The 17675-nt window shown below is 62.8% G+C and carries 18 protein-coding genes; 6 read left to right on the forward strand and 12 right to left on the reverse strand.

Translation table 11 applies throughout. From position 1 onward, the window contains the following. Positions 1-50 precede the first annotated feature (50 nt). Positions 51-1319 (reverse strand): MFS transporter, encoded by a 1269-nt coding sequence (locus ACP3TA_RS17290; RefSeq protein ID WP_169539675.1) that lies wholly within the window; start codon positions 1317-1319, stop codon positions 51-53. A gap of 147 nt (positions 1320-1466) precedes the next feature. On the opposite strand from ACP3TA_RS17290, the gene ACP3TA_RS17295 reads away from it, so the two are divergent. From ACP3TA_RS17295 to bioD, 3 genes are all read left to right on the forward strand, one after another. Next, positions 1467-2357, forward strand: a complete 891-nt coding sequence (locus tag ACP3TA_RS17295) for a LysR substrate-binding domain-containing protein (protein ID WP_033650481.1) — start codon at positions 1467-1469, stop codon at positions 2355-2357. A gap of 159 nt (positions 2358-2516) precedes the next feature. Beyond that, positions 2517-3734 (forward strand): sugar metabolism global transcriptional regulator Mlc, encoded by a 1218-nt coding sequence (gene mlc, locus ACP3TA_RS17300; protein ID WP_033642978.1) that lies wholly within the window; start codon positions 2517-2519, stop codon positions 3732-3734. A gap of 144 nt (positions 3735-3878) precedes the next feature. Then, positions 3879-4544, forward strand: coding sequence for a dethiobiotin synthase (bioD, locus tag ACP3TA_RS17305; protein WP_033642979.1), 666 nt, complete (start codon positions 3879-3881; stop codon positions 4542-4544). Between the two features lie 5 nt (positions 4545-4549). Here the strand turns inward: bioD and ACP3TA_RS17310 are convergent, their stop codons facing one another. Next, positions 4550-5044, reverse strand: coding sequence for a DUF2938 family protein (locus ACP3TA_RS17310; RefSeq protein ID WP_033642981.1), 495 nt, complete (start codon positions 5042-5044; stop codon positions 4550-4552). Between the two features lie 69 nt (positions 5045-5113). Here ACP3TA_RS17310 and ACP3TA_RS17315 point away from each other — a divergent pair, with 69 nt between their 5' ends. Next, positions 5114-5506 (forward strand): helix-turn-helix domain-containing protein, encoded by a 393-nt coding sequence (locus ACP3TA_RS17315; protein WP_072627190.1) that lies wholly within the window; start codon positions 5114-5116, stop codon positions 5504-5506. Here ACP3TA_RS17315 and clcB read toward each other — a convergent pair. The 5 genes from clcB to ACP3TA_RS17340 all read right to left on the reverse strand — a co-directional run bounded on the left by clcB (position 5503) and on the right by ACP3TA_RS17340 (position 10363). Next, positions 5503-6804, reverse strand: a complete 1302-nt coding sequence (gene clcB / locus ACP3TA_RS17320) for a voltage-gated ClC-type chloride channel ClcB (RefSeq protein WP_047026177.1) — start codon at positions 6802-6804, stop codon at positions 5503-5505. The genes ACP3TA_RS17315 and clcB overlap by 4 nt on opposite strands. Positions 6805-6929: 125 nt before the next feature. Beyond that, positions 6930-8069: an osmoprotectant ABC transporter ATP-binding protein OsmV gene (osmV, locus tag ACP3TA_RS17325; RefSeq protein WP_206195903.1), complete on the reverse strand. Its 1140-nt coding sequence runs from the start codon at positions 8067-8069 to the stop codon at positions 6930-6932. Beyond that, entirely contained in the window at positions 8066-8716 is a 651-nt protein-coding gene (osmW, locus tag ACP3TA_RS17330; RefSeq protein ID WP_015377782.1) for an osmoprotectant ABC transporter permease OsmW, read from the reverse strand. The genes osmV and osmW overlap by 4 nt, the downstream gene beginning before the upstream one ends. A gap of 8 nt (positions 8717-8724) precedes the next feature. Further along, a complete protein-coding gene (locus ACP3TA_RS17335) occupies positions 8725-9582 on the reverse strand; it encodes a glycine betaine ABC transporter substrate-binding protein (RefSeq protein WP_223524993.1) in 858 nt (285 codons plus the stop codon). Positions 9583-9646: 64 nt separating this feature from the next. Further along, positions 9647-10363 (reverse strand): ABC transporter permease, encoded by a 717-nt coding sequence (locus tag ACP3TA_RS17340; RefSeq protein ID WP_033642986.1) that lies wholly within the window; start codon positions 10361-10363, stop codon positions 9647-9649. A 509-nt stretch (positions 10364-10872) separates the two neighbouring features. Here ACP3TA_RS17340 and ACP3TA_RS17345 point away from each other — a divergent pair. Beyond that, a complete protein-coding gene (locus ACP3TA_RS17345) occupies positions 10873-12360 on the forward strand; it encodes an MDR family MFS transporter (protein WP_033642987.1) in 1488 nt (495 codons plus the stop codon). A gap of 50 nt (positions 12361-12410) precedes the next feature. On the opposite strand, the gene ACP3TA_RS17350 is transcribed toward ACP3TA_RS17345, so the two are convergent. Then, the gene (locus ACP3TA_RS17350) at positions 12411-12710 is read right to left on the reverse strand and encodes a DUF1161 domain-containing protein (protein ID WP_033642988.1); all 300 of its coding nucleotides are present in this window, start codon (positions 12708-12710) and stop codon (positions 12411-12413) included. A gap of 89 nt (positions 12711-12799) precedes the next feature. After that, entirely contained in the window at positions 12800-13168 is a 369-nt protein-coding gene (locus tag ACP3TA_RS17355) for a DUF1283 family protein (protein ID WP_033633135.1), read from the reverse strand. Between the two features lie 148 nt (positions 13169-13316). Here ACP3TA_RS17355 and ACP3TA_RS17360 point away from each other — a divergent pair, with 148 nt between their 5' ends. Next, complete coding sequence (locus ACP3TA_RS17360) at positions 13317-13643, forward strand: YnfA family protein (protein ID WP_033650474.1); 327 nt, start codon at positions 13317-13319, stop codon at positions 13641-13643. Between the two features lie 36 nt (positions 13644-13679). Here ACP3TA_RS17360 and ydfG read toward each other — a convergent pair whose 3' ends face one another. From ydfG to fecA, 3 genes are all read right to left on the reverse strand, one after another. Then, the gene (ydfG, locus tag ACP3TA_RS17365; RefSeq protein ID WP_033642989.1) at positions 13680-14429 is read right to left on the reverse strand and encodes a bifunctional NADP-dependent 3-hydroxy acid dehydrogenase/3-hydroxypropionate dehydrogenase YdfG; all 750 of its coding nucleotides are present in this window, start codon (positions 14427-14429) and stop codon (positions 13680-13682) included. Between the two features lie 125 nt (positions 14430-14554). Next, positions 14555-15076: a GNAT family N-acetyltransferase gene (locus ACP3TA_RS17370; protein WP_060660756.1), complete on the reverse strand. Its 522-nt coding sequence runs from the start codon at positions 15074-15076 to the stop codon at positions 14555-14557. 199 nt (positions 15077-15275) lie between these two features. Then, on the reverse strand, positions 15276-17627 hold the full coding sequence (fecA, locus tag ACP3TA_RS17375) for a TonB-dependent Fe(3+) dicitrate receptor FecA (protein ID WP_089194709.1): 2352 nt from the start codon (positions 17625-17627) through the stop codon (positions 15276-15278). Positions 17628-17675 lie beyond the last annotated feature (48 nt).

Below are 17675 nucleotides of genomic sequence, written 5' to 3' on the forward strand. Positions count from 1 at the left end.
TCACCGGCATTGGCATAGCGAGCCGCGGTATTCCACCGCGGCTTTTTTATTCACAGGCGCGCCGCTTCCGGCAGGCGCTTCAGGTAATGCACCACCAGCAGCGCCAGCAACAGCATCAGGCTGATGAACGCCGCCACGCCATTCCAGCCGAAACTGTGCCAGAACACGCCGCCGAGGGTCCCGGCCACGCTTGAGCCGACGTAATAACAGAACAGATACAGCGACGACGCCTGGCCTTTGGCGCGGCGCGCACGGCGGCCGATCCAGCTGCTGGCCACCGAGTGGGCGGCGAAGAAACCGGCGGTGAACAGCATCATGCCGATAAAGATCGCCGGCACCTGCGGCAACGCGGTAATCAGAATCCCGATCAGCATAATCACGATCGACGCCAGCAGCACCGGGCCGCGCCCGAAGCGCGAGGTGAGCGCGCCGGCCTTGGGCGAGCTGTAGGAGCCGGTGAGGTAGACCACCGACAGCAGGCCGACGATCGCCTGGCTCAGATGATAAGGATCCGCCAGCAGGCGATAACCGATGTAGTTGAACAGGGTGACGAAGCTGCCCATCAGCAGAAAGCCTTCCGCGAACAGCAGCGGCAGCCCCTTATCGTGCCAATGCAGTTTGAAGTTGATCAGCAGCGTGCGGGGGCGCAGTGAGCTGGCGCGAAAATGCCGCGAAGCTGGCAGGATGCGCCAGAACATGAAGGCGGCGGCGAGGGCGAACAGACCGATGACCCCGAGTGAGACGCGCCAGGAGAAGAAGTCGGTCAACACCCCGGTCACCAGGCGGCCGCTCATGCCGCCGATCGAATTGCCGCTGATGTACAACCCCATCGAGAAGGCGACGAAGCTGGGATGGATCTCTTCGCTGAGATAGGTCATGCCGACCGCCGCCACGCCGCTCAGCGACAGGCCGATCAACGCGCGCATCAGCAAAATGCCGTGCCAGCTGGTCATAAAGGCGCAAATCAGCGTGCAGACTGCCGCCAGCAACAGCGCCACCACCATCACCGACTTACGGCCGATGGCGTCGGACAGCGGCCCGGTGAACATCAGGCCGATCGCCAGCAGGCCGGTAGAGACCGAGAGCGACAGGCTGCTTTCGGCCGGCGAGACGCCGAAATCTTGCGACAGCACCGGCAGGATCGGCTGCACGCAGTAAAGCAACGCGAAGGTCGCCAGCCCGGCGGAAAACAGCGCCAGCGTTACGCGCATAAACTGCGGCGTGCCGCGTTCGATATAGGGGAGTTTGTTGTTGAGGGTGGAGCGTTTTACTTTTGGCGCAGCGGCCGCGTCATCGTTGGCGGCCAGCGTCGACGGCATCACGGCCGCAGAACGCACAGGGGTTGTCACAGCGTTTCCTTACCGAACTTCGGGGAGATAAACAGACACTTTGCAGATAACAAAATGATAGGGAGCGGCGATTTTTTTGTCTAATATATTAATAATTACAATTAAGACTTTTTAAATATGAATATCGAGTTGAGACACCTGCGTTACTTTATCGCCGTGGCGGAAGAGCTGCATTTTGGCCGCGCCGCGGAGCGGCTGCGTATCTCCCAGCCGCCGCTCAGCCAGCAAATCCAGGCGCTGGAGGATATGGTCGGCGCGCGGCTGCTGGCGCGCAACAATCGCAACGTCAGCTTGACGCAGGCCGGGGAGATGTTCCTCAAAGAAGCCTATCAGGTGCTCGATCAGGTCGGCCGCGCGGCGGAAAAGGCGGCGCGCCTGGATCGCGGCGAACTGGGGGAAATGACCATCGGCTTTACCTCTTCCGCACCGTTTATCGGCGTGGTGGCGCGCAGCCTGCGCGCTTTCCGTCAGCATTCTCCGCAGGTGCACATCAAGATGCGCGAAATCAACACCAAACAGCAGATCGAACCGCTGCTGAACGGTGAGCTGGATCTGGGGGTAATGCGCAACACGCGGCTGCCGGAAGCGCTGCACTATCAGCTGCTGCTGCGCGAACCGCTGGTGGCGGTGGTGCCGGAGGGGCATCCGCTGGCGGAAACGCCCGGCGGCGCGCTGCGTTTTCAACACCTGGCGCAGGAGCCGTTCGTGTTCTTCTCGCGCGAAGTGGGCACGGCGCTGTATGACGAAATTCTGCTGCTGCTCGGCAAGGCCGGCATTACCCCGTATATCACTCAGGAAGTGGGGGAAGCGATGACCATCATCGGTTTGGTCTCCGCCGGATTGGGGGTCTCGATTCTGCCGGCATCTTTCGCCCGGGTGCGGGTGGACGGCGTGCGTTATTTGCCGCTGGCGGAGCCGGACGCCACGACCGAAGTGTGGCTGGTGCATCACCGCCGACGGCCGCTGACCGCTGCGGCGCAGGCGCTGATGGCGTTGATGCTGAAATGACGTTGAGATTGGGCAAATAAAAATCAATTCGCGCTGAAATTGCGAGGAATTTGTGCAGCAAATCACATAACGAATCAAATAGTTGACGCTGTATGACAAAAGCCCCACCATAACCCCTAGTCTTTATTTAGAAGCGCGAAAAATAGTAGGAGCCGGTTTGTGATTGCGGTTGGGCAGCCTGGGCATATTGATCAAATCAAACAGACCAATGCGGGGGCGGTTTATCGGCTAATCGATCAACTGGGCCCGATTTCGCGCATCGAACTGTCAAAACGCGCACAGCTGGCGCCCGCCAGCATCACCAAGATCGTGCGCGAACTGCTGGAAGCCCATCTGGTCAAGGAAACCGAGTACCAGGAAATCGGCAGCCGGGGCCGCCCGGCGGTGGGGCTGGTGCTGGACACCGAGGCCTGGCACTACCTGTCCGCCCGCATCAGCCGCGGCAGCATCACGCTGGCGCTGCGCGATCTGAGCAGCAAACTGGTGGTGGAAGAGCTGCTGCCGCTGGCGGCCGAAGATCCCGAACCGCTGCTGAAACGCATCCTGACCGAAGTCGATCAATTCTTTATTCGCCACCAAAGCAAGCTGGAACGGTTGACGGCGATCGCCATTACGCTGCCGGGCATTATCGACGTGCAGTCCGGCGTGGTGCACCGCATGCCGTTTTACGACGTGCTGGAGATGCCGCTCGGCCCGGCGCTGGAAACCCGGACCGGTCTGCCCGTCTATTTGCAACACGACATCAGCGCCTGGACCATGGCCGAGGCGTTGTACGGCGCCTCGCGCGGCAGCCAGAACGTGATTCAGGTGGTGATCGACCACAACGTCGGCGCCGGCGTGATCACCGGCGGCCACGTGCTGCATGCCGGCAGCCACAGCGTGGTGGAGATCGGCCACACCCAGGTCGATCCTTACGGCAAACGCTGCTACTGCGGCAACCACGGCTGCCTCGAGACCGTGGCCAGCATCGAGAACATGCTGGAGATCGCCCAGCAGCGGCTGAGCGGCTCGATGAGCTCCAGCCTGCACGGCGCGCCGCTGACCGTTGAATCGCTGTGCGACGCCGCGCTGGCGGGCGATCAACTGGCACGGGACATCATCCTCGGCGTCGGCCACAGCGTGGGGCGCATTCTGGCTATCATGGTCAACCTGTTCAATCCGGAGAAGATCCTGGTGGGTTCGCCGCTCAACCGCGCGGCGGAGATCCTGCACCCGGCCATCGCCTCCTGCATTCGCCAGCAGGCGCTGCCGGCCTACAGCGAGCAGGTCAAGGTTGAATCCACGCAGTTCTTCAATCAGGGCACCATGCCCGGCGCGGCGCTGGTGAAAGAGGCGCTGTACAATGGTTCATTGCTGGTGCAGCTGCTGCAAGGCTAACATCAGAACTTCTTATTAATCCCGCAAAAGATTGAGCTACCTCAAGCCCCTACGTGGCGGCATCCCCTAGAATTTTTCCGCAAGACTTCTTCGCCGCCGGTGCGGCGATACATTGTTAACGGGGCATTCTGGGGCATTTTATTCATGTTGAAGCGTTTATTTGTGACAGGCACGGATACCGACGTCGGTAAAACCGTGGTTTCCCGCGGGTTGATGCAGGCGCTGGCCGCCGATGGCCGCTCGGTCGCGGGCTACAAGCCGATCGCCGCGCGCTGCCAGGAAACCAGCGAGGGCATCCGCAATAAAGACGCTTTGGTGTTGCAGGCATCTTCCACCTTGCCGCTGTGCTATGAGGAGATCAATCCCATCACCTGTCTGGATGAGGTGTTTCATGCGCATGCCACCGAGGACATCAACTACGGCCTGATGAGCAGCGGCCTGCGCGATCTGTCCGCCAAAGCCGATACGGTGGTGGTAGAGGGCAGCGGCGGCTGGCGCGTGCTGATGAACGATCTGCGGCCGTACGCCGAATGGGTGGTGCAGGAGCAACTGCCGGTGGTGTTGGTGGTGGGCATCAAGCTGGGCTGCGTCAGCCACGCGCTGCTGACCGCGCAGTCGATCATCAACGACGGCTTGCCGCTGCTGGGCTGGGTGGCCAACCGCATCAATCCGGGGTTGGCACACTATGCCGAAACCATCACGGCGCTGCAGCAGCGCATTTCCGCGCCGCTGCTGGGTGAAATTCCGTATCTGCCGCGCGCGGAGCAGCGCGAACTGGCGCACTACCTCGATATTTCCACGTTGCTGTAGCCCATTCAGGCGCAGAACGTCGCCAACAATCGGGCGGCGATCAGCAGGCCCAGCCCATACACCGTGTGGGTGAGCAGGCTGAGGAGCCGCGCTCTGCGCGGATTGGCGGTTTTCGCCGCCGCCACGCCAAAGCCCAGCGCGGGCTGCATCACCAGAAACGGCGCCGCCAGGCTCAGCCAGCCGCTCAACAGCGCGATGCGCGGTTCCGGCGCCGCATACCACTCGATGCCCGCCAAACCGAGCGGGATAAAGGCGAACGCCAAGCCGATGGCGTAGTGCAGTATCCAGCCGATTTTTCTCTCACCCTGGCGCGGCGGCGCCGTGACGATGGTGGCGTGAAACCAGCGGCCGTCGAACATGCCGAGAAACCAGCGGCCCACCAGCGCGTAATCGAGGGAAGGGATGCCGAAGCGCCGCTTCAGCAGCAACGCCCACAAATCCATGCAGAGGGTGGCGCCGGCGCCGGTTAACAGAATGCGCAATAACAAATCGGGGGTCATAGGGGTGTCCCTGGCTCAGTGACGTGATAAGGTGCGCACAGTGTGCAACTTAAAGTCGGCTTCAAGTCAATGGCAAAAGAGCTGGATATCGGCGCGGTGGCGCGCCTGAGCGGAGTCGCGCCTTCTGCGCTGCGGCATTACGAGAAAAAGGGGCTGATCGCGTCGATAGGTCGCCACGGTTTGCGCCGTCAATACGCCGCCGGGGTGCTCGATCAACTGCGGTTGATCGCCCTCGCGCGCCTGGCCGGTTTTACGTTGGATGAGATGAGCGCCTTGTTTGACGAACGGGGCAAAATCGCGCTCGATCGCGTGTTGCTGGCGGCGCGGGCGGATGAGTTGGATCGCCATATCCAGCGCCTGATGCAGGTGCGCGACGGGCTGCGGCACATGGTCGATTGCCCTGAACCCGAGCACCTGCAGTGCCCGCAGTTCAGGAAAATATTGCAGCAGGGTGAGTTCTAAACCTCGCGTTTGGGCAGCGGCGCCGTGTGGTACACCGAGATCGGCCGCAGGCCGCGCGACACGGTGGTGGCGATCACGCAGGCGAGCAGAATGCCGGGCAGCAGCGCGTATTCGCCGGTCATTTCAAACACCATCAGCGCCGCCATGATCGGCGCATGGGTGGTGGCGGCCAGCAGGGTGGCCATGCCGGTCAGCGCCAGCAGCAGCGGCACCGCCGCATCCATGCCCGGCCACAGGCCGAACAGCTGACCGATTATCGATCCGAGCGCGGCGCCGACGAACAGCGTCGGGGTGAAGACCCCGCCGGGCGCGCCCGAGCCGCTGCTGGCGAGGATCGCCAACAGTTTACACACCAGGATCGCGCCCAGCAGCAACACCCCCGGCGGCGCGATCAGCAGCGCCTGCACCACGCTGTAGCCATTGCCCCACACTTGCGGAAACAGCAGCGAAAGCAGCCCGACGATCAGGCCGCCCAACGCCAGCTGCAACGGCGGCTTCAGGCGCAGCGATCGGAAGGCGCGACCGCTGGCGGTCATCAACCACAAAAACAGCGGCCCGCCGGCGCCGGCCACCACGCCGACCAGCGCCATCAGCAGGTATTGCGTCGGCAAGGGGGCGGCGAGCGGCGTCACCAGGTAGAGCGGCGCCTGGCCGCCGTTGAGCAGGTTGGTCATCAGCAGAGCGCTCACTGCGGCGATCACCACCGGGCCGAGTGAGGCCAGCATCAGGGTGCCGAACAGGATCTCGGCGATAAACAGGCTGCCCGCCAACGGCGCATGGTAGGCGCTGGCCATCCCGGCGGCGGCGGCGCAGGCCACCCACAGTTTCCATTCTTTCTCGTGCGTAAAGCGCTGGGCGAAGAGCGATCCCACCAGCGCCGCCAGCAGGATCATCGCGCCTTCGCGGCCGATGGCGCTGCCGCTCGACACCACCAGCAGCGACGCCAGACACTTCACCAGGCTGGCGCCGGTATCCAGCTTGCCGTTGCCGGTCTCAATCGCTTCCATATAGTCGGTGGGCGCCGCCGGGCGCTGGTGGCGGTAGCGCTGGTGAATGTACAGCAGCAGGCCCGCCGCCAGACCGCCCAGCGCGGGCGTCAGCGCGCGTCGCCAGCCGGGCAGCGCGGCGGCGGCGGCCACCAGGCTGCCGTCGGCATTGCCGAGCAGCAGCCACTCGAGGCCAATCATCGAACGGTGGAACAGCCACACCGCCAGGGCGGCGGCGACGCCGATAAACACGGCGATAAACAGGCTGCGCAGCAGGGCGCGATAGTGGTGCAGATGGACCAATCTTTTCATGCGTGGGCGGCGTCGTGAGAAAAATCAAAGGGTCATCAGCGCATTGTGCTTGGCGCTCCGGCCGATGACCAGTGAATCTTTAGCAAACTGCGGCATGGGCGGGGCGGCGAGCGCCCCGGCGTGGGTTATTGCGGCGTCAACACCCGGCGTGTGCGGCCGGAACTGAGGTAGTCGGCGATATAATCCTGCGAGATTTCGCCGCTGTAGCGGCCGTCTTCATCGACGATCGGCATCCAGGAAGTGTTGTGTTCGTACAGCTTCGACAGCACCACGCGCAGGTTCTCTTCCGCGCGGGCGGTGACGCGGAAACGGTGCAGGCTGTCGGCGCACACCCCCGGCGCGTCGCGCGCCTCACGGCGTTTGACGTAGCCCAGCGGCTTGCCGTCGGCGTCCACTACCGTCACTGAACGGGCGTCGATATCGTCCATCAGCCCGAACGCCTCCACCAGCGGCGTTTCCCGGCGCACCGTCACCGTCTCTTGTTGGCCTGCCACGTCTCCGGCCTGCACCAGCAGCAGGCGCTTCAGCGTGCGATCCTGGCCGACAAAGGAGGCGACGAACTCGTTCGCCGGCCGCGCCAGCAGCTCATCGGCGCTGGCGTTCTGCACGATTTTACCCTGGCGGAACACCGCAATGCGATCGCCGAGCTTCAGTGCTTCGTCGATGTCGTGGCTGACCAGCATCACGGTCTTTTTCAGCTGGCGCTGCATGTCGAGAAACTCGTTCTGGATGGTTTCGCGGTTGATCGGATCTACCGCGCCGAAGGGTTCATCCATCAGCAGCACAGGCGGATCGGCCGCCAGCGCGCGGATCACGCCGATGCGCTGTTGCTGCCCGCCCGACATCTCTTTCGGGTAGCGGTGCAAAAAGCGTTTGGGGTCCAGCGCCACCATACTCATCAGCTCCTCGGCGCGGGCGTGGCAGCGTTTTTTGTCCCAGCCCAGCATGCGCGGCACCACGGTGATGTTCTCCTCGATGGTCATGTTGGGGAACAGACCGATCTGTTGGATGACGTAGCCGATTTTACGGCGCAGGCTGACGGTATCCAGCGCGCTGGTGTCTTCGCCGTTGATCAGAATGGTGCCGCCGGTGGGTTCGATCAGGCGGTTGATCATCTTCAGCGTGGTGGTTTTGCCGCAGCCGGAAGGGCCGAGCAGCACGCAGATTTCACCTTCCGGCACGTCCAGATTGATGTTGTCGACGGCGTTGAACGGCGTGCCGTTCTTTTGCATGAACTGTTTGGTCAGATTTTCCAATTTAATCATGAGCGGATCCCCTTGGGCGTTAGCGCAATTTGCAAGCGGTGCAATAACCAATCGAGGACGATCGCCAGCAGGCTGATCATCACGGCGCCGGTAATCAACTGGCGAATGTCACTGCTGCTGATGCCGTTGAGCAGCAGCAGGCCGAGGCCGCCGGCGCCGATCACCGCGGCGATCGCCATTACGCCGATATTCATCACCACGGCGGTGCGGATGCCGCCGAAAATCACCGGCAGCGCCACCGGGATCTCCACCCAGCGCAGCCGTTGCCAGAAGGTCATGCCGATGCCGCGGCCGGCTTCGCGCAGCCCGCCGGGCAGATTGTCGAGCGCGGTGTGGGTATTGCGCACGATCGGCAGCAGCGAGTAGAGGAACACCGCGGTGATCGCCGGCACGTAGCCGATGCCGTGGCCAATCAATGAAAACAGCGGGATCATCAGCCCGAACAGGGCGATGGAGGGCACGGTCAGCACCAGCGTGGCCAGGCTCAGCACCGGCGTCGCCAGCCATTTGTGGCGGACGATCAGCACGCCAAGCGGCACGCCGATCAGGATCGCCAGGCCGACGGCGACGCCGACCAGCAGCAGGTGTTCCAGCGTCAATCCGGCGATATAGGCCCAGTTTTGCCAGGCGTAAAGTAAGGTATTCATCATGCCTCCTAAATCAGGCCGCGCTGCTTGAGGAACGCGTCGGCGACCTGTTGCGGCGTCTGATAGTCGATATCCACCTTAGCGTTCAGCTCGGTGATCACCTGATTGTTGAACTGTTTCGACAGCGTGTTCAGCGCCGCTTCCAGCCCCGGCGTGTTTTGCAATACGTCGGCGCGCACTACCGGCGTGACCGCATAGCTCGGGAAATAGCCTTTGTCGTCTTCCAGCACCTGCAGATCGAACCCTTTCACCCGGCCATCGGTGGTGTACACCAGCCCGGCGTCGACGAAGCCGTCGCGGATGGCGTTGTAGACCAGGCCGGGATCCATCTGGCGGATTTGCGGGCGATCGAGCGGCATGTCGTACAGCGCCTGCATCGGTTTCAGGCCGTCCGAGCGGCCGGCAAACTCCAGATCCAACCCCAGCAGCCAGTTGTGTTTAGGGTCGGTTTTACGCACCTGTTCCACTTTGGCCACCAGCTGCGACATCGTGCGAATCTGCTCTTTTTCCGCGCGCCGGCGCTGCATGGCGAAGGCGTAGGTGTTGTTCATGTCCGCCGGCTGCAGCCACACCAGGCCGAGTTTGGCGTCGAGCTTTTTCACCGTGTCGTAGGTTTCCTGCGGCGTCATGCGCTTATTGATGTGGTTAAAGATGATCAGCGAGGTGCCGGTGTATTCCCAGGTCATGTCGATCTGCTTGTTGATCATGGCGTTGCGGGTGATCACCGTGGCCAGGTTGGTCTTGGGTTCGACCTGAAAACCTTTGGCCCGCAGGTATTGCACGGTGATCGCCGACAGAATGCGCTGTTCGGTAAAGTTCTTGCTCGCCAGCGTCAGCGGGGCGGCCCAGGCGGCCGCGCCGGTCATCAGCAAGGAGAACAGCAGCGCGTGGCGGAGTCGTTGTAACCATCGAGTCATCGCGTTTCTCCCATCAGGATGCGGTGTGCGGGCTGAGCCGGCGGCCGAGACCGGCCAGCGCCAGATCGAGCAGCAGGGCGATCAGCGCGGTGGCGGCGGCGCCGAGGATCAGCGTCGGGAAGTCGTTCAGGTAGATGCCGGGGAAAATCAGCTCGCCGTAGCTGCTGGCGCCGATTAAAAACGCCAGCGGCGCGGTGCCGACGTTAATCGCCATCGCGATGCGTATCCCGGCGAAGATCACTGGCAGGGCGTTGGGGAGTTCGACCTGGCGCAGCCGCTGCCCGGCGGTCATGCCAATACCGTTGGCGGCCTCGACCAGCGCCGGCGGCACCGAACGCAGGCCGGCATAGGTATTGCGCACGATGGGCAGCAGCGAGGCGAGGAACAGCGCCACCACCGCCGGCCGATCGCCGATGCCGATGATCACCATCGCCAGCGCCAGCACCGCCAGCGGCGGCAGGGTGTTGCCGACGTTGAAGATTTGCATCACGTGTTCCGCCCAGCGGCGGGCGAAAGGGCGGCTCAGCAAGATACCGCTGGGAATACCGACCAGCAGCGACAGCAGCATGGAGCAGGCCACCAGGAACATGTGTTGTTGGCCGAGGTAGATCAAATCTTCCCGGCGCGACTTGAGGGTGTCCCAACCGATGCCGTAAACCAGCAGTGCGATGACGGCGATAAACAACAGGCTCCCGAGGAGCAGGCGCCGGTATGGCGCTGACTTGTGCATGATGTTGCGTCCTCCGTTGCGCGGAGCGGCCGACGAGACGGCGCATTCCGCTCTGATTGTTACCCACGGCCCGGCGGGCGTGGCGGTACAAAACGGGCGTTTCGCATGAGGTTAGCGACATTGAGCGAAGGGTGCGTTCGGCACAGCGTGCTGAACGTAGGCTCAATACGTGAGTTAATCAGCATAAGATACTGATATTTAAACCCGAGAAAGCACGAAGCCCAACGACCCCGGCTAGGGAAGGTATAGCACTCTGTCGTTGACCGTGCCAAGTTTTATGAACAAAATCAGGTGATTGAGTTTGCGCCAATCGGCGTGTCAGCCCGCGTCAGCGCTGGGATGGGGGGAAAGTGAAAAAAATCCGCCGCATAACGTTACGCTGTAACAACAAGTCCAAATGGTGCGATCCGCCGTCGGCGAAGACGGGATGTGAGGGCGGATAGACTCGGTGTAGGCGCTTGCTGATATACTCAGGGAAAACAAAAACGCCAGGAAACCTGCATAACGCCATGACAAATAACGTTTCACCCGCACCCATCGCTCACCGCCCGCTGATTCTGATCGCCTGCATGCTGGCGATGTTCATGTCGGCGATCGAAGCCACCATCGTCGCCACCGCCATGCCGACCATCATCGGCGATCTCGGCGGTTTCTCGCTGCTGGGCTGGGTGTTCGCGGTCTATTTGCTGTCGCAGGCGATCACCATTCCCATCTACGGGCGGCTGGCGGATCTCTACGGCCGCAAACGGGTGTTCTTCTTCGGCGCCACGCTGTTCCTGTTGGGATCGGTACTGTGCGGTTTCGCCCCCGACATGTATTGGCTGATCGGCTTTCGTCTGCTGCAGGGGCTGGGCGCCGGCGCCATCATGCCGATCGCCTCTACCATCATCGGCGATATCTACAGCGCCACCGAACGGCCGAAGGTGATGGGATACCTGTCGAGCGTGTGGGGCGTGTCGGCGATCATCGGCCCGCTGTTGGGGGCGTTTATCGTGCAACATTTGCCGTGGGCGTTGGTGTTCTGGGTCAACCTGCCGATCGGCCTGTTGGCGATGTTCTTCCTCTGGCGCTATCTGCCGGCGCATCAGCCATTGCGCCAGCACGCGCTGGATCTGGCCGGCACCGCCTGGCTGACGCTGTTCGTTTCGGCGCTGCTGCTGGCGCTGTTGCAGATGGAAAGCCTGGGCTGGTGGGTGGTGCCGCTGTTTGCGCTGGCGGCGGCGGCGCTGGCGCTGCTTGTCCGCCAGGAGCGGCGCGCGGTCGAACCGCTGTTCCCGTTGGCGCTGTGGCAAAGCCGGGTGATCGTCGCCGGTAACATCGGCGGGCTGGTGATCGGCGCGGCGATGATGGGCATCAGCGCCTTTCTGCCGACCTTCATTCAGGGCGTGATGGGGGGCTCGCCGCTGGAGGCGGGCACCACGCTGGCGCTGATGTCGATCGGGTGGCCGCTGGCCAGCACGCTGAGCGGCCGCTTGATGCTGATGACCTCGTACCGCGCCACGGCGCTGCTGGGCGCGCTGTTGTTGGTGGCGGGCGGCCTGATCTTGCTGCTGCTGCAGCCGGAGGGCGGCTTGCTGTGGGGGCGGGTGGCGGCGTTTATGGTCGGCGCCGGCATGGGGCTGTGCAATACTACGTTTCTGGTTTCGGTGCAGAACGCGGCGCATTACAGCATTCGCGGCATCGCCACCGCCTGTACGGTGTTTACCCGCATGGTGGGCTCGGCCATCGGCACCGCGATTTTGGGCGCGACGCTGAATCTCAACCTGCAGTGGCGTTTGCCGGAGATTGACGATCCGGTGCAGCGGCTGATGGAACCGGCGGTGCGCCAGAGCATGGGGAGCGAGGCGTTGGCGCAGCTGACCCAGCAAGTGGCGGCTTCGCTGCATTGGGTGTTTCTGGTTTCGGCGCTGGTGTCGTTGCTGGCGCTGGCGGCGGCGATGCTGATCCCGGCGCGTTGTCGGCCGCAGGGCGAAGAGGAAGAGGCGGAACAGGCGTAAGGAAAGAAGGAGCGGGCGCTGCTGCAGAGCGCCCTGGTAGCCGGTGCGGCTTACTGCGTGTTGGAGGTATCCTGGCTGGTGCCGGTCTGCGCCGCATCACCGCGATCGTCGCCGTTGTTCAGGCGGGTGTAGACGATCTTCTGGGTGTCGTTTTCGCAGTGGCCGACCACCTGGCCGCCCGCTTGATCGGCCTGATCGTTTGGCACGATCTCCAGTTTGAAGCCGGACTCCGGCACGCCGTTATTGACGATTTTTTGCGAAATGTCCGCTTTCACGCTTTCGCAGGAGGCCAGGGCCGCTATCGGCGCGCCGGCCAGCAACACAGCGGTTAATATCAGCGTTTTTTTCATCACGTCATCCTTTTAGACAATGGACTTCCTGTAACAGGATAGCAGCAACGGCGGCCGGGTTTCACGCTTGCCCGCCCGCCGCAGGCGGATTAAGGATTAATCCGACGCCCGGTCTGGCGATCCAGACATTTACGGGTGTCCGGCTCCCAGTAGGCGTTGACGTTGTTGCTGTCGTTGCAGCGATCTTCGTCATCCGCCGCGCGATCGATCTTGTCGAATTCTTTCTCGACGCGGGTGTTAACCTTGTGGCGCAGGGATTTGGTATCATTCCACTGCTCTTTGCTCTGGCGCGCTTCTTCGGTGCTCATCGCGCCGCTGCCTTTGCCATCGACGGTGACGCAGGTACTGCCCTGAGTGCAGGTGGCAGCCAGCGCCGGCGCCTGCCAGGCGCCCATTACGGCCAGCATGGCGACCGGCAGCATCCCGCGCAGCAGTCGTTGGGTCGAAAATGTTTTCATCGTTTCATCCTTATGAGTGAGTGCGCCTGATGAAGGCGGCACTGGCGTTACCTCGCCCGCAGGCGTGGTGACAAATATACCACTGCGCTCCTGGAATTCACCAGCCAAGCGCCGATTCGTTTACTTTATCGAGAGAAAACTGCGACCGATGTTAAAAACTACGCTGTTGTTTTTCGCCACTGCGCTCGCTGAAATTATCGGCTGTTTCCTGCCTTACCTGTGGCTCAAGAAGCAGGGCAGCGCCTGGCTGCTGCTGCCGGCGGCCTTGAGCCTGATGCTGTTCGTCTGGCTGTTGACGCTGCATCCTGCGGCCAGCGGGCGGGTCTACGCGGCCTATGGCGGCGTGTATGTGGCGACGGCGCTGCTGTGGCTGCGAGTGGTGGACGGCGTGAAGCTGTCTACGCTGGATTGGGTCGGCGCCGGGGTGGCGCTGGCGGGCATGCTGATTATTGTTTCCGGCTGGCGCGCGGCCTGAGGAAACACGGCGGGAGTCGCCTCCCGCCGACAGGGCTCAGGCGCCGCGGTGGATGTTCAGCCCGGCGAAGGACTGGCTGACCGGCATCATTTCCAGCGTGTTGATGTTGACGCGCGCCGGCAACGTGGCGACCCAGAATACCGACTCGGCGATGTCTTCCGGCGTCAGCGCATCGGCGCCTTCGTAGGTTTTATTGACCTTGCCGTCATCGCCCTTGAAGCGCACGTTGGAGAATTCGGTGCCGCCCACCAGGCCCGGCTCGATATCGGTCACGCGGATGCGCGTGCCGTGCAGATCGGCGCGCAGGCCCAGACTGAACTGCTTGACGAACGCCTTGGTGGCGCCGTACACGTTGCCGCCGGCATAGGGCCAGTTGGCGGCGGTGGAACCGATGTTGATCACGTGGCCGACGTTGCGCTCGACCATGGCGGGCAGCAGCGCGCGGGTCATGTTCACCAGCCCTTTGGCGTTGGTGTCGATCATGGTTTCCCAGTCATCGGCGTTGGCCTTGTGCGCCGGCTCCAGCCCCAGCGCCAGCCCGGCGTTGTTCACCAGCACGTCGATCTGGCGCAGCTCGGCCGGCAGCGCTTCTATCACCTGCTGAATGGCGGCGCGGTTGCGCACGTCGAGCCGCACGATGTGCAGCGCTTCCCCCAATTCTTCCTGCAGCGCTTCGAGACGCTCAAGGCGGCGCCCGGCGGCGATCACCTGGTGGCCTTCACGGATAAAACGGCGCGCAATGGCCTCGCCGAAACCGGAGGTGGCGCCGGTAACAAAAATAATCATGTTGCTGTTCCTCAACTGTTTTTACCCTACATGCCTCTATCATTAGCACAAACCCGCAGGCAGTGGCAGCGGTTATCACGGCGGAAAGGAAAAAAGGTCACACCGGGCCAGCGGCCCGATGCTGATTAGCGCTGAGGCGGCAGGTGGTAGACCACGGCGTCATACTTGATGCGTTCGCAACGGCCTGCCAGCACGCCGCCCAGCGACTCGACGAGACGGCGGCTGGCGGTATTCTGCTCGGCCACCGGGTAGAGAAAGTGCGGCGGCTGAAAGCGCTCGCTGGCCCAGCGCGCGATGCCCTGCACGATTTCGCGGCCGTAGCCCTGGCCATGCAGGCTCTCTTTCACCCAGATGCCCAGCTCCGGGGTGGGGCTGCGCAGGTTGTGCGCGCCGCCGACGCCGACAAACTGCCGGTCTTCGCGCCGGCGGGCGACGAAGATCACTTCTTCGCCTTCGCGCATCAGCGGCAGCCAGCTTTGCCAAACGTTGGCGAAATCTTCCGGCGACGCCTCCGGCTCAAAGGTCATAAAGCGCGTCAGCGTGGGGGTGATCGCCTGGTAAACATCGTCGGCGTCTGCTGCGGTAAAGGGGGCAATCAACAAACGGTCGGTGTCAACGCGGCACTGAGAAAGGTCATTGTGATTCATTTTATTTCCTCGCTTTTCAGGCCATAACGGCAAAAAATCCGCGCACATAAATCGGGGCGGATCGTCGATATTACGCGTATTGGCGTCAGAAGCGACTTATTTTTCGCCGCTGCGGCGACGCGGAGGAACGGTTTTATGTGACATTGTCACGTTGACAGGAAAGGCGGCGGGCACGGTTAACCGCACCCGCCGTTGAGGATCAGAACTTCACCGAACCTTGCAGATAGATCGTGCGCGGCTGGCCGATGTACAGACCTTTGTTGTTGTCGTCATAGGCGCGGGTGAAATACTCGTGGTTGAACAGGTTTTTCACGCCGACGCCCAGATTCAGGCCGGCCATTTCCGGGCCGAAATCATAGGCGGCGCGCACGCCCCACAGCATATAGCCGGGAATGCGGCCGGTGCTGCCGTCGGCGCTTTCCGCCACGGTGTTGGCGTTGTCGGCGAACTGGCTGGATTGGAACTCGCCGTTAAGGTTAAACGCCCAGTTGCCCGGCGTGTAGTCCAGCCCCAGGGTGCCTTTATGCTTCGGCGAGAACGGCACCTGGTTGCCCTTGTAGCTGCCGTCTTCGCGGATGGTGGCGTTGACGTAGGCGTAGCTGGCGTAGGCGGTCAGGTCGTCCAGTTTCGGCGTCAGCTGCGACAGATCGTAACGCAGGCTGCCTTCCAGCCCGGCGTGGCGGGTTTTGCCGCGCGCGGTCACGCTGTCGGTCACCTGGTTGGAATCGTACTGGTTGTTGAAGTTGATCAGGAACAGCCCGATCTCGCCGGTCAGCGCATCGCCGGCGTAGCGGGTGCCCAGTTCCCAGGTGCGCGCCTTCTCCGGTTCAATCTTGCCGCTGTCGACCGCTTTGCCCATCTGGCTGTATTGTACGGTGCCGAAGGAGCCTTCGGTGTTGGCGTACAGGTTCCAGTATTCGTTCAGGTGATACATCACGTTCAACGCCGGCAGCGGCGCGTTATAGCTGACGTCGAGGCGGTTATTCTTGATGTAGTTGTTCTGATACGACTTGATGTACTCGTAGCGCATGCCCGGCGTGATGGTCCAGTCGCCGATGTCGATGCGATCGTCGAGATAGAAGGCGTGCGCCTCGGTGCCGGACTGGGTGTCGCGATCGTACGGGCTGGCGGTGGACGGCAGCCTGCCGGTGCTGGCCTTGCTGGTGTAGCGCAGCTCATGGGTGGACTCACTGACGTAACGGTAGCCGACGCCGACCTCATGGGCGGAATCTCCCCAGCGGAAACTCTGGCTGTAGCGCGGTTCTACGCCGCGCACCCAGTATTCGCGCGGCGACAGCGTCAGGTTCTTGCCCTGATCCAGATAGCCGCTGCGCAGGGTGTAGGTGTAGAAGCTCTGCACGTCGAACTTATGCTGCTGATCAGGCTGATATTGGTAGCCGAAGTTCGCCAACTGGCGGCGGCCCCAGAACTTGTCGTACGGGCGCGTAGACTGGAACGGGTTGGCGTTGTAGTCCGCCCGGCTCAGGCCGCCCGGCATGTTCGCTTCGCCTTCGTAGTATTGCAGCAGGCTGTTGAAGGTGTGCACCTCGTTCGGGGCGTAGCGGCTTTTCAGCATCACGTCGTCTATCTTGGTCGCGCTGTGCTCGCGCCAGTCGCTGCCGCGGGTGCCGGAGTAAAGCAGCGCCGCGCCGAAGCCGTTGTCGGCGGTGCCGCCGATCATCAGGTTGCCGGTGCCTTTCGGGTGATCCTGGCGCGAGGTCGGGCTGAGCTGCCCCTGCATGCCGGCCTCCAGGCCGAAGGTTTTCGGGATGGCGCGGGTAACGAAGTTGACGACGCCGCCGACGCTCTGCGGCCCATAGCGCACCGCGCCGCCGCCGCGCACCACGTCAATCGCATCCATATTGCCGAGCGAGACCGGTGCCAGCGACAGCTGCGGCTGGCCGTAAGGGGCGAAGGGCACCGGGATGCCGTCCATCAGCACGGTGGAGCGGCTGGCGAGGCGCGGGTTGAGGCCGCGTATGCCGAAGTTCAGCGCCATATCGTGGCTGCCGGTGCCGTTGTTTTCCGGGGCCACCACGCCCGGCACGCGGTTCAACGCTTCACGCACGGTGGTGGTGCCGGTTTTGACGAAGTCTTCGCGGCGCACTACGTCGCGCGCGCCGGGGTGTTCGAACACGTCTGCCTGACGGCCTTCCGCCAGCCAGTCGCCGACCACGGTGATGTCTTCTTCTTTCTGCGGCTGCGGCAGTTTGGCCAGCGTGTAGCCGTTGTTGCCGAGCGCTTTAGCCTGCAGGCCGCTGCCCGCCAGCAGGGCGTTCAGGCCGTCATCGACGCCGTAGCTGCCGCTCAGGCCCGGCGAACGTTTACCGGCGGTTAGTGCGCCGTCCACCGAGAGCGCGATGCCGGCGCGCGCGGCGAAAGCGTTCAGCGCGCCGTCCAGCTCACCGGCCGGAATATGATAGGCGGCAGCGGCGCTGGCGGCGTTCGCCATCTGCGGTGCAGCGAAGACCAGGCCAATGGCCACGGCCAGCGGCGTGGCCCGTTTTCCCCAAAGCGAAGCCGGAGCGACCTTTCCCCAAGCGTTGTTCATACCTTCTCCTGAATCATTTTTTATTTATTGCTGCAGTGTTTTCCTGGG

Origin of the sequence: Serratia sp. 2C06 (assembly GCF_050037615.1) — a bacterium.
Lineage (GTDB): Bacteria > Pseudomonadota > Gammaproteobacteria > Enterobacterales > Enterobacteriaceae > Serratia > Serratia ureilytica.

What these genes read in the sequence shown, in the direction of transcription:
- ACP3TA_RS17290 (WP_169539675.1), bottom strand. Translation starts at nt 1,319, where the DNA reads ATGCCGTCGACGCTGGCCGCCAACGATGACGCGGCCGCTGCGCCAAAA.
- ACP3TA_RS17295 (WP_033650481.1), top strand. Translation starts at nt 1,467, where the DNA reads ATGAATATCGAGTTGAGACACCTGCGTTACTTTATCGCCGTGGCGGAA.
- bioD (WP_033642979.1), top strand. Translation starts at nt 3,879, where the DNA reads ATGTTGAAGCGTTTATTTGTGACAGGCACGGATACCGACGTCGGTAAA.
- ACP3TA_RS17310 (WP_033642981.1), bottom strand. Translation starts at nt 5,044, where the DNA reads ATGACCCCCGATTTGTTATTGCGCATTCTGTTAACCGGCGCCGGCGCC.
- ACP3TA_RS17315 (WP_072627190.1), top strand. Translation starts at nt 5,114, where the DNA reads ATGGCAAAAGAGCTGGATATCGGCGCGGTGGCGCGCCTGAGCGGAGTC.
- clcB (WP_047026177.1), bottom strand. Translation starts at nt 6,804, where the DNA reads ATGAAAAGATTGGTCCATCTGCACCACTATCGCGCCCTGCTGCGCAGC.
- osmV (WP_206195903.1), bottom strand. Translation starts at nt 8,069, where the DNA reads ATGATTAAATTGGAAAATCTGACCAAACAGTTCATGCAAAAGAACGGC.
- osmW (WP_015377782.1), bottom strand. Translation starts at nt 8,716, where the DNA reads ATGAATACCTTACTTTACGCCTGGCAAAACTGGGCCTATATCGCCGGA.
- ACP3TA_RS17335 (WP_223524993.1), bottom strand. Translation starts at nt 9,582, where the DNA reads ATGACCGGCGCGGCCGCCTGGGCCGCCCCGCTGACGCTGGCGAGCAAG.
- ACP3TA_RS17340 (WP_033642986.1), bottom strand. Translation starts at nt 10,363, where the DNA reads ATGCACAAGTCAGCGCCATACCGGCGCCTGCTCCTCGGGAGCCTGTTG.
- ACP3TA_RS17345 (WP_033642987.1), top strand. Translation starts at nt 10,873, where the DNA reads ATGACAAATAACGTTTCACCCGCACCCATCGCTCACCGCCCGCTGATT.
- ACP3TA_RS17350 (WP_033642988.1), bottom strand. Translation starts at nt 12,710, where the DNA reads ATGAAAAAAACGCTGATATTAACCGCTGTGTTGCTGGCCGGCGCGCCG.
- ACP3TA_RS17355 (WP_033633135.1), bottom strand. Translation starts at nt 13,168, where the DNA reads ATGAAAACATTTTCGACCCAACGACTGCTGCGCGGGATGCTGCCGGTC.
- ACP3TA_RS17360 (WP_033650474.1), top strand. Translation starts at nt 13,317, where the DNA reads ATGTTAAAAACTACGCTGTTGTTTTTCGCCACTGCGCTCGCTGAAATT.
- ydfG (WP_033642989.1), bottom strand. Translation starts at nt 14,429, where the DNA reads ATGATTATTTTTGTTACCGGCGCCACCTCCGGTTTCGGCGAGGCCATT.
- ACP3TA_RS17370 (WP_060660756.1), bottom strand. Translation starts at nt 15,076, where the DNA reads ATGAATCACAATGACCTTTCTCAGTGCCGCGTTGACACCGACCGTTTG.
- fecA (WP_089194709.1), bottom strand. Translation starts at nt 17,627, where the DNA reads ATGAACAACGCTTGGGGAAAGGTCGCTCCGGCTTCGCTTTGGGGAAAA.